The sequence below is a fragment of the Salinifilum ghardaiensis genome (assembly GCF_054491345.1).
In genome coordinates, this window is record NZ_CM137101.1 from 221,990 (window position 1) to 245,958 (window position 23,969).

The following is a 23,969-nucleotide window of genomic DNA, read 5'->3' on the forward strand; positions in this document are numbered from 1 at the left end:
ACGCCTGGCCACCGGTGACGACTGCGTCGGACGCGCCGAGCTCAACCCGCGGCGAGCTCGGTGGTGAGGTGCTCGCACGTCCGCAGCACGGTGCGCGCCGCTTCCCGGTGCGCGCGGTCGTGCAGCGGGTGCGCGTGCTGCTCCCGCCACTGCGCCAGCGCCCGCGCGGCCGCCTGCGCGAGCTCGCCGGCCGGCGCGTCCTCGTCGCACCCCAGCCTGCTGGCCGGGTCGGCCCCGCCGGCCCCGAGCAGACGCTTGGCCGCCGCCTGCAGCGGGCGGGCGAACCGCAGCTGCCCGGAGTCCAATGCGGACAGCAGGCGGAGCTCGTCCCACTCGTGGGCGTTGGCCAGGACCCACTCGAACTCGCCGTGCAGCCGCTGCGCCGCGGGTTTCGGGTTCGCCCGCAGCACCATGTCCACCGCCAGCAGCGCAGAACGGGCCCGCAGCGCGTCCTGCCGCTCCACGAACTGCTGGTGCACGGCTCCCTGCAGCGCGTTCATCCCGCTCGCCTCGAGCATCTCCGCGCGCAGCTGCGCCGCGTCCTCGGCTCCCTCCCGCAGCGCCACGAGGGCGCGCTGCACCCCGTAGTGCCCGAAGCGGACGAGCAGCGCCTGCCGGTGCTCGGTGGGCAGCGAATCCGGGGCCTTGCCGTGCGCGAACCGGTCGGCGGACAGCAGCAGCGACTGCAGGTCCTCCTCGGACAGCTTCAGCAGTTCCCGCAGCGTGGCGATGTCCTGCTCGGTCATCGCGTGCACCGCCTGCCCGAGCAGCCCGATCACGGGAACCACGTGCTGCGCGTAGGACTGCAGCGCGGGATCGGTGCGGTGCTGCTCGGCGACGCCCTCCGCAGCGGTCAGCGCCTCCGAGCCGCTCGCCCCGGCCTCGTCGGCGCGGGAGATCGCCACCAGCGTGTTGATCGGGGCGCGCCGCGCGGTGCGCAGCTCGTGGGCGGCCTGCAGGAACTGCAGGTCCGCTTCGTGGGGGTGCCGCGTCAGGTACAGCACGGCGTCCGCCTCGGCCAGCACCTGCGCCAGCGCGGTCTGCCCCGTTTCGCGCACGGCCGTGGAGGCCACGCCCGGTGTTTCGAGCAGGCTGACCGCGCGCAACCCCGGTGAGGGCGCTTCGACGACCAGCCGGGAGACCTCGTCGGGGCGCCAGTGCTGCAGCCGCCGGATGGTCTCGTCGTCCACTGTGCTCATCGGGATGGTCTGCACCGAGCCATGCGGCGTGTGCACCAGGACCTTCGGCTCGGGACCGTACTGGTAGAGCGTGTTGACCTGGGTGTTCTCCTCGGTCGCGGTCGGTGCCAGCGGTTCGCCGACGAACGCGTTGATCAGCGTCGACTTGCCGGACTGCACGCGTCCGGTGACGGCGATGCGCAGCGGCTGCTCGATGCGTTCCAGGCGGCCGCGCAACCAGGCGGCGGTGCGCGGGTCGTCGCGGTAGCACGTGATGGTGCGGATGAGCAGTTCGCGGGCGCGTTCCAGCAGCGTGCTCATGATGCCGCGATCCGGTTCTGCGTGAGCATGCCGACGCGTTTGCGCAGCACGGACAGGTCCTCCAGCTTCTGCTTGATCTCCCGCGCGCGCTGGTCCCGGTCCACCGCGCTGCGCTCGGCGGCCCGCTTGATGTCCTGGATGGACGAGTTGACGTCCACCTGGGCCTGTTCGGTGATTCCGTTGAAGTGGGCGTGGATCGAGCGGTGCATCGCGCGGATCGCGTCCTTGGACTCCTTGTTCACCTGGAACACGACCTGGTCGATGTAGCGCTGCGCGGCGTTCTTCGCCTCGGTCTGGCGGCGGCGCAACCGGGTGTCCTTCTCCTCGCGGAGGCTCTTGCTGCCCAGCAGGATGCCCGCCGACAGCGACAGGACGTTCAGCAGCGGCAGGCCCGCCATCTTGGTGACGAGGCCGAACATGAGCACGCCGCCGTAGGAACCGCGCAGTCCGGTGAGGAGCCGGTCGAAGCGGCGGAAGTCGCTGCCGCGCGGTAGCGCGGGTTCCGGGACGGCGTCGAGCGGCCGCGGCGGTTCGAGGCGCTCCAGGTCGGGCTCCTCCCCGCGGGCCTCGTCCGGCATCTGCTCGGAAACGCGCCGCACCAGGTGCTGCCGCCGCTGCCCGATCCAGGCGAACGTGGTGTCGATGGCGGCGGTGATCTGCTCGTCCAACCAGGACCGGAACTCGTCCCAGACCTCGAGCGGATCGGCCTGCTCGAAGATCTCGTTGACCTGGTGCTGGACGGCCCAGCAGCGTTCGCGGAAGTCGAACTCGACGTCGGCGTTGAGGTCCTGGACGCCGTCGTTGAGCGTCTTCTGCCAGCGGCTCGCGATGCGGCGCAGCTCTTCCGCGCGCCGCTGCGCGCTCTCCAGCTCCACGAGCGTTTCCGCGGCGGTGCGCGGGTTCTGCGCGGCCAGTTCGGCGCGCAGGTCGTTGCTGATCTGGGTGATCGCCTCGCCGAGGTTGTGCGAGACGAGGCGGCGGGTGAGCTGGTCGTGCTGCCCGGCGAGCTCGGACTTGAGGTATTCCAGCAGCGGGCTGAACCCCGATTCCTTGTTCAGGTTGCTGCTCTTGGTGCGCATCGCGTGCGCGCGCACGGTGCACGAGACCGGGAAGATCTTCGCGGACACGCCCGCGTTGTTCAGGTGCTTGCGGTTGACCTCGACGACCTGGCGCCAGTGCGGGGTGCGGTCGATCTTCGGCTGCACCAGGGCGATGTTCGGGCACAGGTCGGCGACCTGCTTGAGGAAGCCGATCTCGTTGGTGGTCAGCTCCTGGGTGGCATCGGAGATCATCAGCAGCGCGTCCGCTTCCGCGGCGATGGCGAGGGTCGTGTCCGTGCCCGCGGAGGAGGGCCCGCCGAACGCGGGGGTGTCCATCAGCGCGAGCCCGTTGCGCAGCACCCCCCGCGGGACGGCGACCTCGCCGCGCCGCACCGGCCGTCCGCGGTCGACGGCCTCCTGCAGGCGCGTGGTGAGCTCCTCGAGGGGAACGGGCACGCGCTCCAGCGCGGGCGGGCCGTCGGCCGCCTCCTGCTCCACCAGGTGCGCGCTCGGCGTGTCCGCGTGCCGCACGAGCGTGGGCACGCGCGTGCTGGTGGTTTCCCCGGCGGCGCACACCGGTGCGTTGACGATCGCGTTGAGCAGCGCGCTCTTGCCCTGGGCGGGTTCACCGATGAGCAGCACGAGCTGACTGGGGTCGAGCACGCGCGTGCGGATCTGCCGGAGCCGTCCGTGCAGGTCGGAGCGGTCCTGCTCGGCACATTCCGCGCTCGCGCGGTCGATGAGTTCAACCAGCGCCGTGTCAATCACACGGGTGATTGTGTCGTCTCGCTCTCCGTGCCGACCACCCCACTGGGTTTCCCGCGGAATGTCCGGAACGCGCGCACGCGCGAACGGGGGCGCGGAGCGTGGCCCCGCGCCCCCGTGGGCGAGCGTTCAGCGCGCAGCGGTCAGAGCAGACCCTCCGCGCCGAGGTCGCCGCTGACCTGCTCGACGGTGCCGCCGACGGCGTCGCCCGCGACCGGCACGTCGCTCGGCGCCGGCAGGTGGTTGGCCGCGTCCTCGACCGGGGCCGTGGCCTCCTCGGTGGGCAGCGCTTCGGCGGCCTCGCCGGCGACCGGGGCGTTGCCGGCCACGTCGCCGACGGTGTTGCTCACGTCGTCGACCGGCAGGTTGCTCGCCGCGTCCTCGACCGGGGCGGTGGCGTTGCCCGCGGTGTCCTCGACGTTGTCGACCGCGTCCTCGACCGGAGCGGTGGCCTGCTCGGCGGCGGGGACCGCGTCGGTCGGGTTCTCGAGGTTGGCCGGCAGGTCGCCGACGACCGGGGCGTCGCCCGCGACGTCGGTGGCCGTCTTGGTCGCGTTGCCGGCCACGTCGCCGACCGGGGCCGCGGCGTCGCCGACGGTGCCGGTCACGTCGTCGACCGGCAGGTCGCCCGTGACGCCCTCGACCGGGGCCGTGGCGTTGCCGGCCACGTCGCCGACCGTGCCGGTGGCGTTGCCCGCCAGGTCGTCGACCGGGGCGGTGGCGTCGCCGGCGAGGTTGCCCACCGGCTGCGTCGCGGTGCCCGCGACGTCCTCGACCGGGGCCGTGGCGTTGCCCGCCAGACCGTCCACCGGGGCCGTCGCGTCGCCGGCGAGGCCGGTGACGCCGTTGAGCGGCAGGCCACCGGTGAGGTCGCCGACCGGGCCCTCGGCGGAGGCGTCCGACTTGGCGGAGGCGTCGCCGCCGGCCTCACCGTTCAGCGAGCCGGTCACGCCGCCGAGCAGGCCGTTCACGTCGCCGCCGGCCACGCCGCTGACGGCACCGCTCACGGTGCCCGTGACCTCGCCGGTGAGGCCGCCGGTGAGGTCGCCGGTCAGGCCGCCGGTCAGGTCACCGGTCACATCGCCCTCGGTCGCGCCGCCCACGACGCCCGTGGCGCCGCCCAGCGCGCCGTTCACGTCGCCACCGGTCAGGTCGCCGACCGTGCTGGTGACCTCGCCGACCGCGCTGGTCGCCTGACCGCCGGTCACGCCGCCCACGAGGCCGGTCACGCCGCCGAGCGCGTCGCCGCCGCCGACACCGCTGATGGTCTTGGTGGCGTCACCGCCCGCGAGGTCGCCGACGGTGCTGGTCACGTCGCCGGTCGCCAGGCCGCCGGCCAGGCCGGTCGCGGTGCTGGCCACGCCGCTGACGGTGCTGCTGGCAGTGCCGGTCACCTCGCCCACGACGCCGCTGACGTCACCGCTGCCGAGGTCGCCGACGGTGCTGGTCACGTCGCCGGTGAGGCCACCGGTCAAACCGCCGGTCAAGCCGCCGGCCAGGCCGGTCGCGGTGCTGGCGACCTCGGAGACGGGGCCTTCGGCGAGCGCGCCGGCCTTGGCGTCGCCGCCGGCCACGCCGCCCACGAGGCCGGTCACGTCGCCGAGCACGCCGCTCGCGTCGCCGCCGGCGACACCGCTGACGGTGCTGGTCACGTCGCCGCCCGCGAGGCCGCCGACGTTGCCGGCCACGTCACCGACACCGACGCCCTGCGCGAGGTTGCCGACGTCCTGGTGCACGGTCGCGCCCGCGCTGCCGACCAGGTTGGTGCTCGCGTCGACGGTGTTGTCCACGGTGCTGGTGACAGCGCCGACCGCGCCGGAGACGGCCTCGCCGACGGCGCCGACGGTCGAGTTCACCACGTTGCTGACGCCTGCGGCGGCGTCACCGCCCACGACGGTGTTGCCGCTCAGGACCTCGTTGCCGTTGAGCACGTCGTGGGCGTTGACGACGTTGTGCGAGTCGTTCTGCTCGATGTCGACGTCGACGTCGCTCTCCTGGGAGAAGTCCTGGTTCTGCTCGGGGCTGTTCTGCAGCATGCTCAGTTCTTCCTGCTCGGTTGAGTACGGGGAGTGCAGTTGGAGCACGGCGTGCTGGGTGTTCGTCACGAACTGGTCGACGCTGCTCTGCACCGTGCGGTACTCGGCCACGGCTTCGACCGGTGCGTAGTCGAGGACCAGCGATGTGGCATCGGACACATCTGCCGCGCTCATGTCTCCGAGGCCTGCGCGGTCCAGTGCGCCACGGGGGTCGCTGTCGAACGCGGAGCGGGCTGCCGGGTCGGTGGCGAGCCGGGTCAGGAACTCGTGCACCGTCGGTTCGGACGCTGCGCCGGACTGGGCCTCGGAGTCGCCAGTGGGGAACGCCGAATGCTGCGTGTGCTGAGGGTTCGTCATGCTCCAGCTCCCTCGCTCGGCGATTCGCTCGGCGCCCGGGACGGCTTCCCGGTCTCCCGCACTTGCTCGTGCTGCAGCCTAGGCAGCGGGGGCCGTCCGGGACATCGGGAGCGACTCCTAGTCAGGGGTGCACCTATTAGGGGGTCGATCTGGTAGCTCATTAGGGGGTGGGATATGGCAACAGAGGTCTCTGCGTAACTAACCAGACGCTAAATTGTGGTCACTTCACACCGGAGGGTGCGCCCTGTGCGGGCGACACCTGGCGCCGCTCCGTGTGAGCTGTGTGATCGGTACGAAGCCGCAGCCGCGCAACGCGAAGAGGAGCCATGCCATACGTCCTGGGCGTCCACCTCGGCGCCACGATGACCTCGGCGGCCATCGTGCGGCGCGACGGTGGTGATTGGGCGAGCACGGCGACCCCGCTGCCGCTCGGCCGGGGAGGACCCGCCGGGCCGCCCGGCCTGACCACGCCCACCGCGGTCTGCCGCACCGCCGACGGGAGCTTCCTCGCCGGGGACGCCGCCCTGCACCAGCAGGCCGCGCACCACGAGTGGGTCAGCCGGGACTTCCCGCACCGGATCGGCGAGGACGCGCCGATCGCCCTCGGCAACGACTTCACCTCCCCGCAGCGGCTCGCCGCGGCCGTCGTCGAGTGGGTCGCCGACCTCGCCGCGCAGCGGCAGGGGCACCCGCCCGAGCACATCGCGCTCGCGCACCGCGCCACCTGGGGGCCGCACCGGGTGCGGCTCGTGCTGGCCGAGCTCGCCCGGATCGGTCTGTCCGATGTGACCGCTGTGCCGGAACCCCTCGCCGTGGCGCTGGACTACGCGTCCAAGCAGGAGCTCTCCGAGAACCTCTCCCTGGCGGTGGGCAACGCGGGGGGCAGCGGGTTCGACGTCACCGTGCTGCGCCGCCGGCCCGGTGAGCTCGCCTTCGACCTCGTCGCACCGCCGCTGGAGGCCGCCCACCCCGGAGGGTGGGACCTGGACGACGTCGTCGCCGACCTCGTGCGCGAAGAGCTCGACGCGGAGCTGCCGGAGGGAACCGCGCTGCCGGAGGACACCGGCGACCCCGCGGCGCGCGCGGCGCTGCTCGGGTTCCGCGAGTCCTGCGCCCGCGCGAAGGAAGCCCTGTCCTACCACGCGGAAACCCGCGTGCCGGTGCGCTCGCCGAGCACCACGACCGAGGTGGGGCTCTCCCGCAACCGCTACGAGTGGCGCGCGCGCCCGCGGCTGGAACGCGTGCCGGAGGTGCTGCACCAGGCCGTGCAGTCCAGTCCGGTGCCCGTGGAGGAGCTCGGCACGGTGCTGCTGGCGGGCGGTACCGCGCACACCCCGCTGCTGCGGCGCCTCGTCGGGGACCGCATGGGGCGCACGCCGCTGGTCGACCGGCATCCGGAGCTCGTCGCCGCGAGCGGTGCCGCGGTGGCCGCCGTGCGCACCGTGGCACCCGAGGCGGAGCACCGCGCGCCGCCGGCGCCGCGCCCGGACCCGCCCTCCGACCCGGACGTGGTCATCCCCGAGGCCGCGCACGCCGAACCCGAACCGGCGGCGGAGGAAGCGGCGCCGGAGCGCCCACCGGTCGCGGTCGACCCGATGCCCTTGGATCCACCGGACGAAGCGCGCGCTCGTAGGATCAAGGTGTTGAAATTGTCCGCCGCGGCGGTTCTGATCATCGTCGGCATCGTGCTGATGTTCGTCTTCCCGCCGAACAGCCCGCTCGGCGGGGTGCTGGGTGCGCTCGGGAGCTCCCGATGAACATCCCGCGCCGCACCGTCCGTCCAGGGTGGGAGAAGTCGTGAACCGAGAAGTGCCCCTGCCGCGCTCCGTCAGCGGCGGCGCCGCGGCGCGAGGTGCCGTGCTCGGCCGCGCCTCCGCCGACGCGGAGGCCGGTCCCGCGGAGGTCGGCCGCGCGGGGGTCGGCCGCGTGCTGGAGCAGCTGCTCGGCGGGGAGATCGCGGCGCTGTGCCGCGCGATCGGCGACGCCCCGGACAGCGGGCGCACCGTGGCGGTGCGCGGCGCGGGCGGGTTCGGCAAGAGCACGGTGCTGTCCTGCATCGCGCAGGCCTACACCGCTGCCGGGGTCGCGGTGCGCGACGTCGGGCACCCGGTCGAGCAGTGGCGCGACGCGGCCGTGCTGGTCGACGACGCCCACCGACTCGACGAGGACGCGCTGCGGCACCTGCGCGAGCGGGCGCGCGAGGCCGGTGCGCGGGTGGTCCTCACCTACCGGCCGCATCCGCGCCCGCCCGAGCTCGACGCGCTGCTGGCGGAGGTGCGCACGGCGCTGACGCTGCCCGGGTGGGGCGCGGCCGAGCTCGCCGCCTGCGCGGGGCGCGAGGCGGCGGGCCCGGCCGATGACGAGCGCCTGCGGTGGGCCGTGGAGCACAGCGGCGGCGTGCCGCGGCTGGCGGTGCGCCTGTTCCAGGCCGCCGGGCGGGGGGTCGTCGCGGGGGGAGCGGTTCCGGACGCGGTGCTGGAGCGGTTCCACCCGGAGCTGGACCGGCTCGGCCCGGTGGGGCGGGACCTGCTCGTCGCGCTGTCCCTCGGCGCGAGCTCGGGCGCTGCTCCGCTCGCGCGGCTGCTCACCACCGATGAATCCACTGCAGACGAATCGTTGGCGCACGTGCGCGCCAGCGGCCTCCTGACCGCCGGTGACGCGCCGGTTCCGGTCGTGCGCTGCGCGGTCACCCGGATCCTGCCGCGCGAGGCGTGGTTGTGGATCGCGCGGCGGCTGATCGAGCAGCGGCTCGACGGCGAGGCGGCGCTGCTGCCGGTGATGCGCGTGGTGGCCGAGCACCACGGCACCGCGCCGGACGCCTCCCTGGCGCGCGGTTTCGCGCGGGCCGCAACCGAGGCGCTGATCTCCGGGGCGTCCACCCTGGCCGGTCAACTGTGCGACGCGGCGGCGCACTGCGGTGCCGCCGAATCGGAAACGGCCGCGCTGCGGGTCCGGGCGGCGGGTGCGGCGGGGGACTTCGACACCGCGCTGCGGCACGCCGAACGGGTGCTGGCCGACGAGGCGGCAGCGGGGCGCGCCGACGCGGCGCGCATCGCCGCGACCGCCCTGGCCCACCGCGGCCTGCTGGACCGCTGCGCGGAGATGTGCGCGTGGTCGGTGCGCGGTCCGCGCTGGCCGGGTGACTGGGCCTTCGCCGCGGTGGCGCTGCTCGGCACCGGCGAGCGCGAGCGCGCGCGGGGCATGTGGGAACCCGCCGGCGGCGACGGGCCGCCGTCGCTGCGGGCGGGGGTGTTCGAGCAGCTGGCCGCGGGCGTGTGGGAGTCCGCTGCAGGTTCGGCCGCGGCGGCCGTGTCCGCGACCGCGCGCGCGGCGTCGTTGGCCGATGCGGACGTCCCGGACACCCTGCCCGACAGCCCCTCCGGGATCGCTGCCCTCGTGGCGCTGCACGCGGGGGAGCCGGACGTGGCGCACGGCGTGCTGCAGCGGGGCGGCGAGATCACCGGCAGGGACGATCCGCTGTGGACTCGGATGCGCTTGCTGTCGACCTTCCTGGTGCTCTCCCGCGGCGACACCGCTATGGTCCACAGTGAACTGGACGTGCTGGAACGCGGTTTCCTGCGCGGGCGCGACCGGTTGTGGTCGGCCGCGCTGCGCGCCGGCGCCGCCGGTCGGGACAACGACACGACCGCGCTCGGCTCCGTCCGCGGGGCGCTGCGGCAGGCGGTCGCCGAGCACCCCGTCGACCTGTTCAGCCTCGTTCCGCTCGGCGAGGCGATCGTGGCCGCCGCGCGGCTCGGCGACCGCACGTGGATCGCCCCCTACCAGCAGGAGGCCCTGCGCCTGCTGCAACGCCTGGATGACCCTCCACTGTGGTCAGCTCCGCTGCGGTGGAAGTGCCTGCAGGCGGCGATCGTCGTGCGCGAGCACGACGAAGCCTGGCAGCACGCCGCTGCGCTGCGGGCGGCCTCCGGGCACAACCCGCTGGCCACCGCCATGGCCGCCGGCGCCGAGGTGTGGCTGCGCGCGCTGGAGGGCGAGGTCGCAGCCGAAGAAGCCCGGCAGGCGGCGATGTCGCTGCACGCGGCCGGATTCGCCTGGGAAGGCGCACGACTGGCGGGGCAGGTCGCGCTGCACACCGCCGACCGGCGGGACATGCTCCAGCTGCTGGAAACGGCGCGCACGCTGCAGGGAAAACCACCGCGCCCGCGCGCGGTCACCGGGCCTGCCGCGTCCGAGGAGCACGTGCTGTCCGCGCGCGAGCGCGAGGTGGCCGACCTGGTGCTGGCGGGCAGGACCTACAAGGAGATCGGGACGCGGCTGTTCATCTCCGCCAAGACCGTGGAGCACCACGTGGGGCGGATGAAGCAGCGCCTCGGGTGCAGCTCGCGGCAGGAACTGCTCGACCGGCTGCGCGAGCTGCTCTCCTGAGGAATTCCGCGGATCGGTTGGCGTAGCGGGTCGGGTGGGGGAACCTCAGGCGAGGCCCCGCGGGAGCCGGCAGGAGGCCGACCCCCGCGGGTGGCCGGGTCCTGTTCCCGGATCCCCCGTTGCGAGCGAGGTCCGGGAACGAGCTCTTTCACACCGCGGAGGTGGGCGCGGTGGCCAGCCCGGCGCGCAGCGACCCGACCATCTCGAACAGGGCCTGCTCGAAGCGCGCGCCCGCACCGCGCAGCGTGGCGAAACCGTGGATCAGGTCGTCGAAGCGGCGGTGCACCACGGAGACCCCGGCTTCGGTCAGGCGCTCGACGTAGGCCTCGCCCTCGTCCCGCAGCGGGTCGAACCCCGCGGTGACCACGTAGGCCGGGGCGAGACCGCCGAGGTCCTCGGCCAGCAGCACCGACAACCGGGGGTCCTTCCGCTGCTGCTCCGCCGGCACGTACGAGTCCATGAACCAGTCCATGTCGGCGTCGGTGAGCAGGAAGCCCTCGGCGAACATCTGCCGCGAGGCCCGCCGCTCCGTCGCGTCGACCGCGGGGTAGAGCAGGAACTGCATCCGCGGGTGCGGCAGCCCCGCTCCGGGGGCGTGCAGCGCGACCGCGGCGGCGAGGTTGCCTCCGGCGCTGTCGCCGCCGACGGCGATCGCGTCCCGCGTGGTGCCCAGCTCAGCGGCCTGCTCCACGGCGAACCGGTAGGCGGCCAGCGCGTCGTCGTAGGCGGCGGGGAACGGGTGCTCCGGGGCGAGGCGGTAGTCGACGGACAGCACGCGGATCCCTACGTGCTTGGCCAGGAACCGGCACAGGTCGTCGTGCGTGTCCAGATCGCCGATCACCCAGCCGCCGCCGTGGTAGAACACCAGCAGCGGCCCGGTCCCGGTGACCTCGCGCGGCCGGTACAGCCGCGCGGGCAGCGGACCGTCGGGCGTGTCGATCCGACGCTCGGCCGCGACGACGCCCGGAACGGCGCCGGTGCCGAGCAGGCCGATCGCCTGGCGCATGGCGGCGCGCGCCAGCTCGGGGGTGTCGGCGCTGAGCTGGTCCTTGCCGGCCAGCCGCTGCATCCGCAGCAGCAGTTGCGCGTCCAGGGCGAGCTCCTGCCCGTCGAGGCGCACGGGCGCCCCCGCGATCCAGCGGCGGGCGGTCCGGGGCAGCGAGATGACGCCGCGCAGCGCGCCCGCTTCCACCGCGGGCTGCGCGCGTTCCAGTGCCTTCGGCATGTGACCTTGACCTCCAGGGACGGTTGGTGCCCGCAGGTTACCGCTAAGTAGGTGTGGAACGGGACACGGAACTTTGACCTGGAGTGCGCTCGAAGTCGTAGCGTGAGCCGGTAGCCGTTTCGGGGCCGGGCGAACCGGACGACGAGTGAGGAGCCAGCGACGCATGACGGTGACCGTGGTCGGGGTCGGTGGATCGGTCCGCCCGGACTCCCAGTCTGAGCGGGCGATGCAGGTGGCCCTGAGCGGCGCCGCCGACGCCGGTGCGAAGGTGCAGGCGATCACCGGCGCGGACCTGTCCCTGCCGTTCTACGACACCGACCTGGCCGAGCGCACGGACGCGGCGGTGGAGCTGGTCTCGGCGCTGCGCGCGGCCGACGGCGTGGTGCTGGCCTCCCCGGGCTACCACGGCACGATCTCGGGCCTGGTGAAGAACGCCCTCGACTACGTCGAGGACCTCCGCGACGACAGCCGCCCCTACCTGACCGGGCGCGCCGTCGGCTGCATCGGCATCGCCTACGGCTGGCAGGCCACGGTGCTCACGCTGCAGTCGCTGCGCTCGGTCGCGCACGCGCTGCGCGGCTGGCCGACCCCGCTGGGCGGGGCGGTGAACTCCGCCGAGACGCGGTTCGGCCCCGGCGGCGAGTGCGCCGACCAGAAGGTGACCACGACCCTGCGCACCATCGGCCAGCAGGTCGTGGAGTTCGCCGGGAACGGTTCCTGAACACGCGCCGCCGGCGCCCCTGTGCGCGGACCGATCATCCGTTCGACTCTGAAATCCGCAGCGCAGGGGAGTTGTGCACAACCCCTGTGGACAACTGCTTGTGGATGGACGAGGAGTTGTCCACAAGCGGTGGGCGGTGGTTCACCGTGCGGGCGCTGCGGTGAGCGCGCATCCTCGTCACCGACCGCTCGGGTACGAGGAAGGGACCTGCTCATGGCCCAGAGGACGGCTGCGAAAACTCCGATCACCGGACCGCTCAAGGACTCCGACCGGGACGCGACGGGCAAGGCGCTGCAGGCGACGCTCGTGGACCTGGTGGACCTGCACCTCACCGCGAAGCAGGCGCACTGGAACGTGGTCGGCGAGTTCTTCCGGGACGTGCACCTGCACCTCGACGAGCTGGTGACCACGGCCCGCTCGCTGGCCGACGACGTCGCCGAACGCGCCGCCACGATCGGTTACCCGCCGGACGGGCGCTCGGCCACGCTCGCCGAGACCTCGGGGGTGACCCGCTTCGAGTCCGGGTGGCGCACCACGCGCGAGGTGAAGGAAGCCGTGGTGCAGATCCTGGCCGACCTGATCGGCCGCCTGCGCCCTCGGATCGAGGAGACCGACAGGACCGACCAGGTCACCCAGGACCTGCTGATCGCCGTCGCGCAGCAGCTGGAGAAGGCCCACTGGATGTGGGAGGCCAAGCTCGCGGACTGAAGCGGGTCTCAGCGCAGCGCTGCGCGCGTCACTTCGGGCGTGCGCGCTGGTACTGCTTCGGCCAGAGGCCGTCGGCGCGGAGCGCGTCGGCGGCGCGCATCGGCCAGTGCGGATCGCGCAGCAGCTCCCGCGCCAGCAGCACGGCGTCGGCCGAACCCGCGGAGATGATCTCCTCGGCCTGCTCCGGCGAGGTGATCAGCCCGACCGCGCCCGTCGGCACGTCGGAGTCCATCCGGATCTGGCGCGCGAACGGCACCTGGTAGCCGGACTTCACCGGGATCGACGCGTTCGGCACGGCACCGCCGGTGGAGGCGTCCACGAGGTCAACACCGCGCTCGGCGAGCATCCGGGCCAGGCGCGCCGAGTCGTCCCCGGTCCAGCCGCCCTCGACCCAGTCGGTCGCGGAGATGCGCGCGAGCACCGGTTTGCCCTCCGGCCACACCGCGCGGACCGCCTCGGTGATCTCCAGCAGCAGCCGCACGCGGCCGTCGAAGTCCCCGCCGTAGCGGTCGGTGCGGTCGTTGACCAGCGGCGAGTAGAACTGGTGCGCCAGGTATCCGTGCGCGAAGTGCAGCTCCACCACGTCGAAGCCGGCTTCGTCGGCCCGGCGGGCGGCGTCGGCGAACTGCTCCGGGACCGCGGCGACCTCCTCGGTGGTGAGCGCGCGCGGTGCGGCGAGCTCGCCGAACGGCTGCGCCGTCGAGCTCACCGCCTCCCAGCCGCCGTCGGCGGGGGAGACGCTGCGCTCGCCGTCCCACGGGGCCGTGGTCGAGGCCTTGCGGCCCGCGTGGGCGAGCTGGATGCCCGGGGTGGCGCCGTGCTCCCGCAGGAAACCGGTGATGCGCTGCCACGCGGCGACCTGCTCGGCGTTGTAGATGCCGGTGTCGGCCGGGCTGATGCGTCCTTCCGGCACGACACCGGAGGCCTCGGCGATGACCAGACCGGCGCCGCCGAGGGCGAACTGGCCGAGGTGGACGAGGTGCCAGTCGTTCGGCACGCCGTCGGTCGCCGAGTACTGGCACATCGGGGAGACCCAGGCGCGGTTGCGGATCTCGACGTCTCGCAGCTTGAACGGTTCGAATAGTCGGCTCACGTCCCCTCGCAACAACCCGCTCGCGCGCAAGATTCCGCCGCGTCAGGTACCTCACAGGGCGCGGCGGCGGAAGCGGCGAAACGGGCGGCGTCGCAGGGCTCCTCGCTGCTGCGGTCGGTGGTCGGACGTGCTCCGGGAAGCAGTTCGACCGCCCGGAGCGCGTGTTCCAACCCGTTGAGATCGCCCTCACCTCAGCGAGATGTTTTCGCAGAACGGGACCGAGTTCCACGCGGCTGCTGCTACGGTCTGCCGCGATCATTGCGGACCGCTCGAGAGGAGCTCGGCGATGGGCTTGTTGGATTTCTTCCGCGGTATCAAGAGGCCGGACGGTGACGTCCCGGTTTTGCCGCCGGACCAGGTCCGTTCGGCGCTTCTGGGGGTGAACCGCCCCACCGCGCCGTTCGTGGTCCGCGAGGGCGGGATGGCGAGCCCGACCTCGTCGCGGAGTGGCGCATCGTCGACGCCCAGTGGTGGCAGGTCTTCGCGAACGCGGGGCTCACCAAGGCGTTTCGGGTCAAGATGCGTCTGGACGCGGAGAACAGCGAGGTGCGCGCCGTAGACGACGAGCGGAGCGTCGATTGGGTTTCAGGTGTTCCGCATCTGTCGGTGAATACCGAAGCTTTCCGGGGGAGGAAGTGGGAGTCCTCCTGGAGCAGCGAGCACGCGTTCACCGAGCACGGCCAGTTCGGTGAGGTGTACGACTACCGGTTCAACACCGGCGAGCTGAAGAAGCCCTTGAAGAACGCCGCCACGGGTTCCGGGTGGACGTGGCACCCGGCGGTGAAGCTGTGACTCGTCAACGGCACTCCGGACGAGCAGCAGCTGAGCCGGAAGCCGCGGGTCCGGGCGGAGCGCCGCAGCAGTCGACCCGGCGCCGAGCGCCGGGGCGCTGCCCGCGGTGCTCCACCGCCCGCGGCGGATCGGCCACCGCGCGGGCCCGGGCGGACCGCGCAGCGGCCCGCCCGGAACAGCCCGACGGCGCGAAAATCCCGTCACACGCCGAGGACGCGCTGCGCGAAGTGGATCTCGGTAGCGACCTGCCGCAGCGTCTCGGCGACGACCAGCGAGCCGTGCCCCGCGTCGTAGCGGTAGAACTCGAACCACACGTCCCGCCGCGCCAGCTGGTCCAGGTAGTTCAGCACCTGCTGGATCGGGCAGCGCGGATCGTTGTCCCCGGCCAGCACGAGCACCGGCGCGCGCACCTGGTCGACGTGCGTGATCGGCGAGGAGTCCCGGTAGGTCTCCGGCACCTCCTCCGGCGACCCGCCGAACACCGACCGGTCGAACGCGCGCAGCGGTTCCATCTCGTCGGCGTAGGCGGTGACGTAGTCGGCCACGGGCACGCCGGAGACGCCGGCGGCCCACCGCTCCGGCTGGGTCCCCAGCGCGAGCAGGGTGAGGTACCCGCCCCACGAGGCGCCGGCGACGACGCTGAGCTCGGGCGTGGTCAGCCCCTGCTCGATCGCCCAGTCGTGCACCGCCGCCACGTCCTCCAGCTCCGTGCGGCCGGGGCGGCCCTCCATCGCGTCGCGCCAGGCCGAGCCGTACCCGGTCGACCCGCGGTAGTTGATCTCGACGACGGCGAACCCGGCGTCCAACCACGCCGCGCGGTAGGAGGAGAACCGGTCCTCGTCGGCCGCGTGCGGCCCGCCGTGCAGGTTGAACACGGCGGGGAGCGGCCCGTCGCCGGCCTGCGGCGGCCGGGAGACCAGCGCGTGCACGGTGTCGTTCGGGCCGTGGGGGGCCGGTACGAACACGTCGGAGACCGGTTCGGACTCCGGGGAGCGATCGCCGGGCGGGGTGAGCAGCACCTCGTCCGACCCGTCGGCGGACAGCGCCCGCACCATCGACGGGCTCGCCGCCGAGGACCAGACGTACTCCACCGCGCTGTCCGGGCGCACCGAGGCGCCGCCGACCGTGCCGGCGGGGGTGGGCAGCGCGGACAGCTCGCCGGTTTCGAGGTCGTAGCGGTACACTTCGGTGCGCGCGTGGTGCGTGTGCGCGATGAGCAGCGCCTTGCCGTCCGGGTACCAGTCGGCGGAGACCTCGCCCGGCAGGTCGAGCCGCAGCTCGGTCTCGGTGTCGGCGAGCACGTCCCAGACGAGCAGTTCTTCGCGGCCGCGCCGCTCGTGCACCACCAGCAGCCGCGGATCCCCGTGCACGGGGACGAACTCCAGCGCGTCGAGGCCCTTGCCGGGGCCGTCCCACTTCTCCGCGACCGGCGTCCCGTCCACGCGCAGCACGCGCAGCGCGGGGTGCCGGCTGTCGCCGTGCTCCGAGTGCGACACGACCGCCAGCGACTCGTCCCAGGACAGGGCTGCCAGACCGCCGTCCTGCTCGTGCTGGTACAGCACGCGCGGTTCGCCGCCGTCCTCGCGGACCCAGATCGTCACGCCCTCGTCGGTGGACATGCCCAGCGCGGTGACGTGCGCACCCAGTTCGAGGCCGGCCGGGTAGCCGCTGTGCACCCCGGCGACGGCATCGGCGGCCTGCGGCCCGGCACCGGCGGTGCGGAACGGTTGCACCTTCCAGCGGCCGAACTCGTCGCCGTCGGTGTCGTCGAACCACCAGATGTTCCCGCCGTCGGGGGGCAGCGCCGCGTGGAAAGTCCCCTGTGGACGGTCAGTGACGCGCTGGTGCTCGGCGCTGCCGCGGTCCCAGGCGTAGATCTCCCAGGTGCCGCTGGCGTTCGAGATGTAGACGTTGCGTTGCGGTGCGTCCCGCGCCCAGCTGGGCAACGACACCCGCGGTGCCCGGAAGCGCGCCTGCCACCGCGCTTGGACCTGCGGGTCGTCGAACAGCTTCGCGGGAACCTTCGCCTCTGGATAGGTGCTCACGATGCGATCGTGCCTGATTCGCCCGAGCACCCGCCGCGCGGGAAGGCCCGACGCGGCGGCGCGCGTCGGGGCGGGCCGGTGGGCATTTCCCGCGAAGTGTCCACCAGGCCGCTCGGTCGGGGGAGTCGGGAGCATGCAGAAGGGCCAGGTCAGCTGTGCTGGCCTGGCCCTCGGCTGTCGGGGTGGCGGGATTTGAACCCACGACCTCGTCGACCCGAACGACGCGCGCTCCCAAACTGCGCTACACCCCGATCGTTCCGCGGTCGGCTCCGATCACCACCGGTGAACCGGACATCGGGTCGCTGCCGACCGCTGATGAACAGTCTAGCGAACCCGCGCAGCGGCTCGGGAACCGGGGGTGGTGCCGCCGTTTTCGCCGGTCACCGACGCCCGCGCTGATCACCGGCTCGCTGCCGCAGCCAGCGGCCGCTGCGCCGGCCCCCTGCTGCGGGCACCGGCTCGTGCGGTGACCACCCACCCGCCGGGCCTGCGGTCACGGCTCGCGCGGCATGAGCGTCAGCAGCGTCGCCTCCGGCGGGCAGGCGAACCGCACCGGCGCGTACGGCGAGGTGCCCAGCCCCGCGGAGACGTGCAGCCGCATGTGCTCGCCCCAGGTGGAGGCGCCGCTCGCCCGGGTGCGGTCGAGCCCGCAGTTGGTCACCAGCGCGCCGAAACCCGGCACGCACAACTGGCCGCCGTGCGTGTGGCCGGCCACGACCAGGTCGTAACCATCGGCGGCGAAGCGGTCGAGCAGCCGCGGCTCCGGCGAGTGCGTCACCCCCAGGCGCAGGTCGGCCTCCTGCGGGGCCGGGGCGGCGATCGCGGAGTAGTCGTCGAGCTGCAGGTGCGGGTCGTCCACCCCGGCGACGTGCACCTCGTTGCCGCCGGCGCTGAGGGTCCGCCGCCGGTGCGTCGCGTCGACCCACCCGTGCTCGGTCAGCGCGGCGCGCAGGTCCTGCCAGGGCAGCGCCTCGCCGTGCACCCGCTTGGCGCGGTGGGCGGGCAGCAGGTAGCGCGCGGGGTTCTTGGGCTTCGGCGCGTAGTAGTCGTTGCTGCCGAACACGAAGATCCCCGGGCGGTCCAGCAGCGGCCCCAGCGCCCGCAGCACTCCCGGGACCGCCCTGGGGTGGGCGAGGTTGTCGCCGGTGTTGACCACGAGGTCGGGCTCGAGCGCGTCGAGCGCGGCCACCCACTCCTGCTTGTCGCGCTGGTTCGGGGTGAGGTGCAGGTCGGAGACGTGCAGCACGCGCAGCGGTTGCGCATCCGACGCGAGCACCGGCAACGTCGCTTCCCGGAGGGTCCAGCGCCGCCGCTCGACGGTGGCCGCGTAGGCGATCATCCCGGCGCTCAGCGCGCCCCCTGCCAGTACGGTCCTGCCCAGAGTCTTCACCCCACCAGGGTAGGAGTCGCGCGGATCGCCGCGCGCCGGCGTGCCGCTGCGGCCCCGATCGGTGTGCTGCCTGCCCGGTCCGGAGGAGGCGCGGGACAATCGACGGCATGGCGCATCTCAAAGAGCAACTGCGCGCGGACCTGTCCGCGGCGATGAAGCAGCGCGACACCGCCACCACCGGCGTGCTCCGGATGGCGTTGAGCGCGGTGAACAACGAAGAGGTCTCCGGCAAGCAGTCCCGGGAGCTCAGCGACGAGGAAGTGCAGCGGGTGCTGAGCAAGGAGGCCAAGAAGCGCGACGAGTCGGCCACCGCGTTCGACGAGGCCGGGCGCGCGGAGCAGGCCGCCTCGGAACGCGCCGAGGCCGAGGTCCTCCGCCGCTACCTGCCGCAGCCGCTGTCGGAGGAGGAACTCCAGCAGCTGGTGCGGCAGGCGGTCGACGAAGTCGCCGCGGAGCTGGGCGAAGAGCCCGGCATGAAGCAGATGGGGCAGGTCATGAAGGCCGTCAACGCCAAGGTGGCCGGACGCGCCGAGGGCTCGCAGGTGGCCGCGCTGGTCAAGGGCCGGCTCGGCGGCTGATCGGGCCGCTCACTTCCTGCCGGCCCCGCCGGGCGAGGGGATGTAGCCGGTGCTGACCCGGAGTTCGATGGTCTCCCCGGGCGGCACGGCGCCGTAGCGGGACTGCGAGACCACCGTTCCCTGCTCGCGCTCGCTGTGCGTCGCCTTGCGCTCCACGCGGTAGCCGGCCTCGGTGAGCGCCTTCTCCGCCTGGTCACCGGGCGTGCCCACGAGGTACGGCACGTGCTCCTCCTCGCCGCCGCTGGAGTACCGGCCGTTCACGTCCGGCAGCGGCTGCTGGGGCAGGCCCTCGTGCAGCGGCTTCATCGCCCCGAACCAGGTGCGCGCGGGCACCTTGCCGCCGTAGATGTTGCCGCCGTTGACACCGCACAGCGTCGGCGGCGTCGTGTCGCAGATCCCCTGCGGCGAGTCGCCGTCGCTGAAGGTGAGCACCGCTCCGGACAGGTGCGGCGTCGCCCCGAGGAACCCGGCCGACTGGTGCGCCTCGGTGGTCCCCGTCTTGGCCGCGAGCGGGCGGGTCCAGCCCGCGCTCTGCGCGGCCTGGTGCGCCGTGCCGCCGGGCTGGTCGTCCTTGCTCATCCCCACGGCCAGCGCGTCGGCCAGTCCGCTCGGGACCGCCTGCTCGCAGGGTTTCTCCGTGAACTGGACCGGATCGCCGTTGCGGTCCACGACCTTGCTCACCGGTGTCGGCGGGCACCAGGTGCCGCCGCTGAAGATCGTCGCGCCCACGTTGCTGATCTCCAGCGGGTTCGTCGGCGCGTAGCCGAGGGTGAACGCGCCGATCTGCTTCTGCTTGACCTCCTTGGCCTGGGGAATGCCGTCCGAGCCGTTCGGCGAGATCTTCTTCCCGGTGGCGCTGTGCTGGTTCAGCGTCTGCCGCATGCCCAGGCGGCTGGCCATGTTCACCGTCTCGTCCAGCCCCACGCGCTCCTGCAGCGCGACGAACGCGGTGTTCGGCGAGGTCTTCAGCGCCTCCTGGATGCTGCGCGGGCCGGGGGAGACGCCTTCGGCGTTGCTGACGGTGTAGGGCGCCGTGCCGTTCTTGTACGTCTGCGAGGTGTACGACCCGGGCGCGGGGATCTGCGTTTTGATCCCCATGCCCTCTTCCAGCGCCGCGGCTGCGGTGAACACCTTGTACACCGAGCCCGCGCCGAACATGGCCACGCTGCTGGGCAGCGAGTAGGCGGTCTGGCCCTCCTCGGAGTCGAAGCCGTAGTCGCGGTTGGCCACCAGCGCGCGCACGGGGTGCTTGTCCTCGCCCGGCTCGACCACGCTCATCACGTTGGCGATGCCCTTGGTGTCCTTGGGCACCTGCTCCTCGGCCGCCCGCTTCGCCTCGGAGCTGACCTCCTTGTCCAGCGTGGTGCGGATGGTGTACCCGCCCTTCTTCAGCTGCTCCTCGGTGAAACCGCGGCGCTGCAGGTAGTCGAGCACGTACTGGCAGAAGAACCCGTGCTCCGGACCCGCGCCGACGCAGCCGTTCGGGATCTGCTGCAGCGGGCTGACCACCCCCAGCGGCGCCTGCCGCGCCCGCTCGGCGGCCTCGCGGCTGATGCGGCCCTGCTGCTCCATCGCGTCGATGACCGTGTTGCGCCGGTGCTCGGCGTCCTCCGGGTTCGTCACCGGGTCGAGCGCGCTGGGCATGTTGACCATGCCCGCCAGCAGCGCCGACTGCGCGATGGTCAGCTCGCCGGGGGTGGTGCCGAAGTAGGTCCGGGCCGCCGAGCTCACGCCGTAGGACCGGTTCCCGAACGGGACGACGTTGAGGTAGCGCGCGAGGATCTCCTCCTTGCCCATGCGCTGCTCGAGCTGCAGGGCGATGCGGATCTCGCGGAGCTTGCGCGCCGGCGTCTGCTCGACCGCCTCGGCTTGCTTGACCGGGTCCTCGCCGGCGACGACGTGCATGAGGTAGTTCTTGACGAACTGCTGCGTCAGCGTGGAACCGCCCTGGGTGACCTCGCCGGACGCCTGGTTGGTGACGGCGGCCCGGGCGGTGCCGGTCCAGTCGACGCCCTCGTGCTCGAAGAAGCGGCGGTCCTCGATGGAGATGATCGCCGCTTTCATCGCGTCCGAGATCTGCTGCGGCGCGACGGGGGTGCGGTCCTGCTCGTAGAAGTGGGCGATCGGCTCGCCGTTGCGGTCGGTGATGGTCGTCACCAGCGGGGCCTGCTGGGTGAGGATGTCGCGGGTGAGGCTGTTCACCGCGTCGCTGGCGCGGTTCGAGACCACGCCGAGCGACCCCACCACGGGGAACAGCATGCCGGCGACGAGAACGCCGGCCAGTACGCAGAGGCCGAAGAGCTTGAACAACCCGTGTCGAGCGCGCACCGGCCCAGAGTAAGTTCGCGTGCGACGCCTCACAGCGCGTCGTTCGGCGCTGCCGCTCGATGTGATGAGCCTCAAGGCAACCGATTGATAAATGCAGGTTGGTTGCTGGAACCAACACCCTCTACAGTGCGTCCACGTCCAGCGACAGCACAGTCGCGTCCCCGTCGACCCGCGGTCGTCCGGGGCGCGGCATCCGGTGCCGGGGGGCCTCCGGACGAGTACGTCGCCGACGATGCCAGTGAGGAGCTGGGGGGAAGCTTGATGTCCGAGCAGGGGGATTGGCGCGTTCGCGCCGCTTGTCGGGACGAGAATCCCGATCAGCTGTTCGTTCGGGGGGCCGAGCAGCGCAAGGCGCGCCGGGTGTGCTTCGGCTGCCCCGTCCGCACCGAGTGCTTGAGCGAAGCGCTCGACAACCGCATCGAGTTCGGGGTCTGGGGCGGAATGACCGAGCGAGAACGCCGCGCGCTGCTGCGGCGGCGCCCCGATGTCCGGAACTGGCGCGAACTGCTGGAGGCCGCGCGGCAGGAGCACGCCGAACCGGGCGAGTACGCCTCGCGGCACTACCAGGCGGGCTGACGGCGGCCGCGTTCGCCGGTCATTCGCCGGCGAGCCGCCGCCCGATCTCCCGCAGGCCCGGCAGGTCGTGCACGTCCGCGGGCAGCGCGGGCACGCCGATCAGCGGCACCTCGGGGTGCGCGCGGGTGAACCGCCCGAGCAGGCGCTTCTCCCGCTCCGCGAGCGCCACCCGGTCGGCGTGCACCCGCAGCACCGCGGTGGCCAGCGGTGCCGAACCGGTGCGTTCGAGCTCCTCGGCGGCGGCGCGGGCGCGCGTGTCCGACAGGTCCGCGTGCACGGGGTGCGTGCGGTTGGCGATCATGCCCACCAGCGGCATCCGCTCGCCGGAGAGCCGCTCCACGAAGTAGGAGGCCTCGCGCAGCGCGTCGGCCTCGGGTGCGGCGACCACGACGAACGCCGTGCCGGGCGAGCGCAGCAGCCGGTAGGTGTGCTCGGCGCGTTCCCGGAACCCGCCGAAGGTGGAGTCGAAGGCCTGCACGAAGGCCGAGGCGTCGGTGAGCATCTGGCTGCCGACGATGGTGGAGATCGCCTTGGTGAACATGCCGAAGCTCGTGCCGACGAGCTTGCGCAGCCCTTTGCCGCTCGCGCGCGCGGGACTGGACAGCATGCGGATCACCCGCCCGTCCAGCGCGGCCGACAGGCGCTGCGGGGCGTCGAGGAAGTCCAGGGCGGAGCGGCTCGGCGGCGTGTCCACGACGATGAGGTCCCACTGCTCGGACGCCGCCAGCTGGCCCAGCTTCTCCATGGCCATGTACTCCTGCGTGCCCGAGAACGACGTGGAGATCGTCTGGTAGAAGGGGTTGTTCAGGATCTGCTCGGCGCGCTGGTGCCCGGCGTGCGCCAGCACCATGTCGTCGAACGTGCGGCGCATGTCGAGCATCATCGCCGAGAGCTCACCGCCCTGCTGCGGAAGCGCCACCTTCTTCGGGTGGTTCTCGAGCTCCCGGATGCCGAGCGCCTGCGCCAGCCGGTGCGCGGGGTCGATGGTGAGCACGACGGCGCGCCGGCCGCGTTCGGCGGCGCGCAGCGCCACGGAGGCCGCGGAGGTCGTCTTGCCGACGCCGCCGGATCCGCAGCAGACGACGATCCGCGTGCCGGGATCGTCGACGAGTCCGTCGACGTCGAGCCGGGGCGGGCGCAGCGGTGCGTCGGTCAACGCTCCTCCCTCGGGGTCACCGGGCGCTCCGCACGCCGCGGTCGGCCAGGTCCTGCGCCAGCTCGTACACGGCGGTCACGTCGATGCCCTCGGTGACGTGCGGCAGGGTGACGGTGGGCAGCTCCGACGCGTCGAGCTGCTCGCGGGCGCGCCGCTCGACGCGGGCGCGCACGGCGTGCTCGGTCGTTTCCTGCACGAGCCCGGCCAGCGCGTCCTCGTCCACGTCCAGCCCGGCGGTCCGCAGCCCCGCGCGCACGCGCTCGGTGTCCAGCCGCCCGTCCGCGGCGGGGTCGACCGAGCGGTTCGGCAGCCGGTCCGGCCGCACCCGGTTGAGCACCACCCCGCCGGGGCGGATCTCGGCGGCGTTGAGCTCGGAGACGGTCTCCAGCGTCTCCCGCACCGGCAGCTCCTCGAGCACCGTCACCAGGTGCACGACGGTGTCCTGCGAGTGCACCAGGCGCACCACGCCGTCGCTGTGCTCGCGCACCGGGCCGACCTTCGCGAGGTCGGCCATGGCGCGGGTGACGTCGAGGAACTTCACCACGCGTCCGGTCGGTGGAGCGTCCACCACGACCGCGTCGTACAGGTGGCGCCCGCGGTCGTCGGTGCGCCCGACGCACTCCTTGATCTTGCCGGTGAACAGCACGTCCCGGATCCCGGGCGCCAGGGTGGTGGCGAAGTCGATCGCGCCCATCCTGCGCAGCGTGCGGCCGGCGAAGCCGAGGCTGTAGAACATCGACAGGTATTCGAGCAGCGCCGCCTCGGCGTCGATGGCGAGCGCGCGCACCTCCCCGCCGCCCGGTGCGGCGGCGATCCGCTCCTCGGAGTACGGCAGCGGTGCGGTGTCGAAGAGGTGAGCGATGCCCTGGCGCCCCTCGACCTCGATCAGCAGCACGCGCCGGCCTCCGGTGGCCAGGGCCAGTGCCAGCGCGGCGGCCACGGTGGTCTTGCCCGTGCCGCCCTTGCCGCTGACGACGTGCAGTCGAGCCCGGTTGAGCTCCCGGTCCCATTCAGTCACGCGGCCAGCTTAGTGGCCGCGTGGATCGGTGGCCGTTTGCTTGGCCGCACTGGTCCGTCAGGCAAGCGGCGCAGCCGCTTCCTCGCCACGCATGCAGACCGACCCAACGGGGGTTCTCCGGTGTCGCCTCGCGAGGACAGCCCCGACGTTGTGTAGGTGGCTACCCGATGTCGGGGATCCCGCAGCGAGGCCTCGCCGGAGGTTCCCCCCACCCGGCCTGCGACGACAGCCGATCCGCGGCTCCCTTAGGAGA

At 73.0% G+C, this 23,969-nt stretch carries 17 protein-coding genes and 1 tRNA gene; 7 read left to right on the forward strand and 11 right to left on the reverse strand.

The genetic code is table 11. The annotated features are described in order from the left end of the window. Window positions 1–41: 41 nt before the first annotated feature. The 3 genes from ACVGV0_RS01040 to ACVGV0_RS01050 form a co-directional block, all read right to left on the reverse strand. A complete protein-coding gene (locus ACVGV0_RS01040; RefSeq protein WP_459157968.1) occupies window positions 42–1,499 on the reverse strand; it encodes a dynamin family protein in 1,458 nt (485 codons plus the stop codon). After that, a complete protein-coding gene (locus ACVGV0_RS01045; protein ID WP_459157969.1) occupies window positions 1,496–3,307 on the reverse strand; it encodes a dynamin family protein in 1,812 nt (603 codons plus the stop codon). The genes ACVGV0_RS01040 and ACVGV0_RS01045 overlap by 4 nt, the downstream gene beginning before the upstream one ends. A gap of 140 nt (window positions 3,308–3,447) precedes the next feature. Further along, window positions 3,448–5,697, reverse strand: coding sequence for an IniB N-terminal domain-containing protein (locus tag ACVGV0_RS01050; RefSeq protein WP_459157970.1), 2,250 nt, complete (start codon window positions 5,695–5,697; stop codon window positions 3,448–3,450). 326 nt (window positions 5,698–6,023) lie between these two features. On the opposite strand from ACVGV0_RS01050, the gene ACVGV0_RS01055 reads away from it, so the two are divergent. Next, window positions 6,024–7,454 (forward strand): Hsp70 family protein, encoded by a 1,431-nt coding sequence (locus ACVGV0_RS01055; RefSeq protein ID WP_459157971.1) that lies wholly within the window; start codon window positions 6,024–6,026, stop codon window positions 7,452–7,454. Window positions 7,455–7,494: 40 nt separating this feature from the next. Further along, on the forward strand, window positions 7,495–10,086 hold the full coding sequence (locus ACVGV0_RS01060; RefSeq protein ID WP_459157972.1) for a helix-turn-helix transcriptional regulator: 2,592 nt from the start codon (window positions 7,495–7,497) through the stop codon (window positions 10,084–10,086). A gap of 148 nt (window positions 10,087–10,234) precedes the next feature. Here the strand turns inward: ACVGV0_RS01060 and ACVGV0_RS01065 are convergent, their stop codons facing one another. Beyond that, the gene (locus tag ACVGV0_RS01065) at window positions 10,235–11,311 is read right to left on the reverse strand and encodes an alpha/beta hydrolase (protein WP_459157973.1); all 1,077 of its coding nucleotides are present in this window, start codon (window positions 11,309–11,311) and stop codon (window positions 10,235–10,237) included. A gap of 163 nt (window positions 11,312–11,474) precedes the next feature. On the opposite strand from ACVGV0_RS01065, the gene ACVGV0_RS01070 reads away from it, so the two are divergent. Both ACVGV0_RS01070 and ACVGV0_RS01075 read left to right on the forward strand, forming a co-directional pair. Next, window positions 11,475–12,032, forward strand: coding sequence for an NADPH-dependent FMN reductase (locus ACVGV0_RS01070; protein ID WP_459157974.1), 558 nt, complete (start codon window positions 11,475–11,477; stop codon window positions 12,030–12,032). 213 nt (window positions 12,033–12,245) lie between these two features. Continuing rightward, entirely contained in the window at window positions 12,246–12,740 is a 495-nt protein-coding gene (locus ACVGV0_RS01075) for a Dps family protein (RefSeq protein ID WP_459157975.1), read from the forward strand. A gap of 28 nt (window positions 12,741–12,768) precedes the next feature. On the opposite strand, the gene ACVGV0_RS01080 is transcribed toward ACVGV0_RS01075, so the two are convergent. Further along, complete coding sequence (locus ACVGV0_RS01080; protein ID WP_459157976.1) at window positions 12,769–13,833, reverse strand: NADH:flavin oxidoreductase/NADH oxidase; 1,065 nt, start codon at window positions 13,831–13,833, stop codon at window positions 12,769–12,771. A gap of 606 nt (window positions 13,834–14,439) precedes the next feature. Here ACVGV0_RS01080 and ACVGV0_RS01085 point away from each other — a divergent pair. After that, a complete protein-coding gene (locus tag ACVGV0_RS01085; RefSeq protein WP_459157977.1) occupies window positions 14,440–14,625 on the forward strand; it encodes a hypothetical protein in 186 nt (61 codons plus the stop codon). Window positions 14,626–14,825: 200 nt separating this feature from the next. Here the strand turns inward: ACVGV0_RS01085 and ACVGV0_RS01090 are convergent, their stop codons facing one another. From ACVGV0_RS01090 to ACVGV0_RS01100, 3 genes are all read right to left on the reverse strand, one after another. After that, the gene (locus tag ACVGV0_RS01090) at window positions 14,826–16,670 is read right to left on the reverse strand and encodes a prolyl oligopeptidase family serine peptidase (protein WP_459157978.1); all 1,845 of its coding nucleotides are present in this window, start codon (window positions 16,668–16,670) and stop codon (window positions 14,826–14,828) included. A 177-nt stretch (window positions 16,671–16,847) separates the two neighbouring features. After that, a tRNA-Pro gene (locus tag ACVGV0_RS01095) sits at window positions 16,848–16,921 on the reverse strand. Between the two features lie 242 nt (window positions 16,922–17,163). Further along, entirely contained in the window at window positions 17,164–18,051 is an 888-nt protein-coding gene (locus tag ACVGV0_RS01100) for a metallophosphoesterase (RefSeq protein WP_459159877.1), read from the reverse strand. A gap of 116 nt (window positions 18,052–18,167) precedes the next feature. Between ACVGV0_RS01100 and ACVGV0_RS01105 the strand changes: the two genes are divergently transcribed. Beyond that, window positions 18,168–18,638 carry a GatB/YqeY domain-containing protein gene (locus ACVGV0_RS01105; RefSeq protein ID WP_459157979.1) on the forward strand — a complete coding sequence of 157 codons (471 nt, stop codon included), beginning with the start codon at window positions 18,168–18,170 and terminating at the stop codon, window positions 18,636–18,638. A 9-nt stretch (window positions 18,639–18,647) separates the two neighbouring features. Here ACVGV0_RS01105 and ACVGV0_RS01110 read toward each other — a convergent pair whose 3' ends face one another. Next, complete coding sequence (locus tag ACVGV0_RS01110) at window positions 18,648–20,966, reverse strand: transglycosylase domain-containing protein (protein WP_459157980.1); 2,319 nt, start codon at window positions 20,964–20,966, stop codon at window positions 18,648–18,650. A 261-nt stretch (window positions 20,967–21,227) separates the two neighbouring features. Between ACVGV0_RS01110 and ACVGV0_RS01115 the strand changes: the two genes are divergently transcribed. Continuing rightward, entirely contained in the window at window positions 21,228–21,542 is a 315-nt protein-coding gene (locus tag ACVGV0_RS01115) for a WhiB family transcriptional regulator (protein ID WP_459157981.1), read from the forward strand. A gap of 19 nt (window positions 21,543–21,561) precedes the next feature. Here the strand turns inward: ACVGV0_RS01115 and ACVGV0_RS01120 are convergent, their stop codons facing one another. Together ACVGV0_RS01120 and ACVGV0_RS01125 are read right to left on the reverse strand one after the other, a co-directional pair. Further along, on the reverse strand, window positions 21,562–22,698 hold the full coding sequence (locus ACVGV0_RS01120) for an ArsA family ATPase (RefSeq protein WP_459157982.1): 1,137 nt from the start codon (window positions 22,696–22,698) through the stop codon (window positions 21,562–21,564). Window positions 22,699–22,714: 16 nt separating this feature from the next. Further along, entirely contained in the window at window positions 22,715–23,716 is a 1,002-nt protein-coding gene (locus ACVGV0_RS01125; protein WP_459157983.1) for an ArsA-related P-loop ATPase, read from the reverse strand. Window positions 23,717–23,969 lie beyond the last annotated feature (253 nt).

Bases quoted from the DNA above. Each gene is read 5' to 3' on its own strand.
- ACVGV0_RS01075 (WP_459157975.1), top strand. From the start codon at position 12,246: ATGGCCCAGAGGACGGCTGCGAAAACTCCGATCACCGGACCGCTCAAG.
- ACVGV0_RS01105 (WP_459157979.1), top strand. From the start codon at position 18,168: ATGGCGCATCTCAAAGAGCAACTGCGCGCGGACCTGTCCGCGGCGATG.
- ACVGV0_RS01070 (WP_459157974.1), top strand. From the start codon at position 11,475: ATGACGGTGACCGTGGTCGGGGTCGGTGGATCGGTCCGCCCGGACTCC.
- ACVGV0_RS01115 (WP_459157981.1), top strand. From the start codon at position 21,228: ATGTCCGAGCAGGGGGATTGGCGCGTTCGCGCCGCTTGTCGGGACGAG.
- ACVGV0_RS01055 (WP_459157971.1), top strand. From the start codon at position 6,024: ATGCCATACGTCCTGGGCGTCCACCTCGGCGCCACGATGACCTCGGCG.
- ACVGV0_RS01040 (WP_459157968.1), bottom strand. From the start codon at position 1,499: ATGAGCACGCTGCTGGAACGCGCCCGCGAACTGCTCATCCGCACCATC.
- ACVGV0_RS01050 (WP_459157970.1), bottom strand. From the start codon at position 5,697: ATGACGAACCCTCAGCACACGCAGCATTCGGCGTTCCCCACTGGCGAC.
- ACVGV0_RS01065 (WP_459157973.1), bottom strand. From the start codon at position 11,311: ATGCCGAAGGCACTGGAACGCGCGCAGCCCGCGGTGGAAGCGGGCGCG.